The organism is Pseudomonas sp. DCB_AW, from assembly GCF_026240895.1.
Taxonomy (GTDB): Bacteria; Pseudomonadota; Gammaproteobacteria; order Pseudomonadales; family Pseudomonadaceae; genus Aquipseudomonas; species Aquipseudomonas kermanshahensis.
Window position 1 is genome coordinate 1 of record NZ_JAPFCE010000151.1, and the last position, 1,239, is coordinate 1,239.

At 61.9% G+C, this 1,239-nt stretch carries 2 protein-coding genes; one reads left to right on the forward strand and one right to left on the reverse strand.

The genetic code is table 11. The features are described from left to right. Nucleotides 1-480: TrmH family RNA methyltransferase (locus OO306_RS28000; RefSeq protein WP_265970379.1), on the reverse strand; the 480-nt coding region annotated here is incomplete at its 3' end. Between OO306_RS28000 and OO306_RS28005 the strand changes: the two genes are divergently transcribed. Beyond that, entirely contained in the window at nt 479-916 is a 438-nt protein-coding gene (locus OO306_RS28005; protein WP_027592382.1) for a hypothetical protein, read from the forward strand. The genes OO306_RS28000 and OO306_RS28005 overlap by 2 nt on opposite strands. Nucleotides 917-1,239: the final 323 nt, after the last annotated feature.

Consider the following 1,239-nt stretch of genomic DNA (forward strand, 5'->3'; position numbering starts at 1 on the left):
GTACTCGACTTCCAGCAGCTTCAGCTTGAGGGTCTTGCCGCCCGGCGCCGGCCAGTCGATCTGCTCACCGACCGAAAGGCCCAGCAAGGCACAACCAATCGGCGCCAGCATCGGCAGGCGCAAGCGCTGCTCGGGCGGCAGGCTGTCCAGCACGTCGGCTGGCAAACCGCGGCTTTCGGGGCCAAACAGGAAGGCGTCGCCCGGCTGGTAAGCCACTTCATGGAAGGGGTGCGAGCCCTTGGTGGTGAAGGCGAACAGCCGTGGGTTACCCAGGCTTTCCAGGCATCCGGCCAGGCTCTCGTGGCGCTTGAGCGTGGCATACTCGTGGTAGTCCAGCCCCGCCCTGCGCAGGCGCTTGTCATCCAGTTCGAAGCTGATGGGCTCGATCAGGTGCAGGTGGCAACCGCTGTTGGCGCAGAGGCGAATGATGTTGCCGGTATTCGGCGGAATTTCTGGTTGAAAAAGGATGACGTGAAACATGCACGGCTCCAGGCGTGAAGATGACGAGCATTCTACCCCTGAACCGGACCTGCGTTCGAAGGCCTTCCCACGGGTGATGCTATCGCTGGCCATTGTCGGCCTGATGGTGGGCTTGATGATTGGCCGCCTGACCACCCCCGATGAGCGGGTGCTGGAGCAGGTTGAGGTGGTACAAGACGGGCTCGACCTATGGTTCAACGAAGAGCCGAAGCTGCATGGCGAGAACGTCGAGGGGACGGTTGCCGTGCTGTTCGAGGCCCAGGGCAAGGCCCAGCGGGGGCAATTGAGCCTGCAGGGCAAACCGGTGGGCTGGCGTGTGCAGAAAAGCGAGGAAGGGCTGTTGCTGACGGTGGTGGCCGCGCGCCCTCTGCACGGCGAGTGGGCCGGTGCAGAGGACGCTGGGCGTTGGCGTGTGCAGGTGAGGCTGCACGAATAAAAGAGGGGATGTCCCGGCCTGCCTGTACCAGGGTCCCCAAAACTTGCGCTACTGCAAATAAAAGAGGGGTTTTCCCGGCCTGCCTGTACCGAGGACCCCGAAACTGGAGATACAGGACTTATTGCAGGGGGCGTGCCAGTTTTGCAAAACCCGGAAACATTGGCTTTCAGGGCTTTTTTGCCAGGTTTTGAGGGTTTTTGTGCCTTCGTGCGGTGCAGAGGGCACAGGATCGGTGCATTGCGGCAGAAATGATTGGGGCCGCTTTGCGGCCCTTTCGCGACACAAGGCCGCTCCTACAGGTCCGCGCTGGATTCAAGGTAAGC

Coding starts and splice junctions, on each gene's coding strand:
- OO306_RS28005 (WP_027592382.1), top strand. CDS start 479: ATGCACGGCTCCAGGCGTGAAGATGACGAGCATTCTACCCCTGAACCG.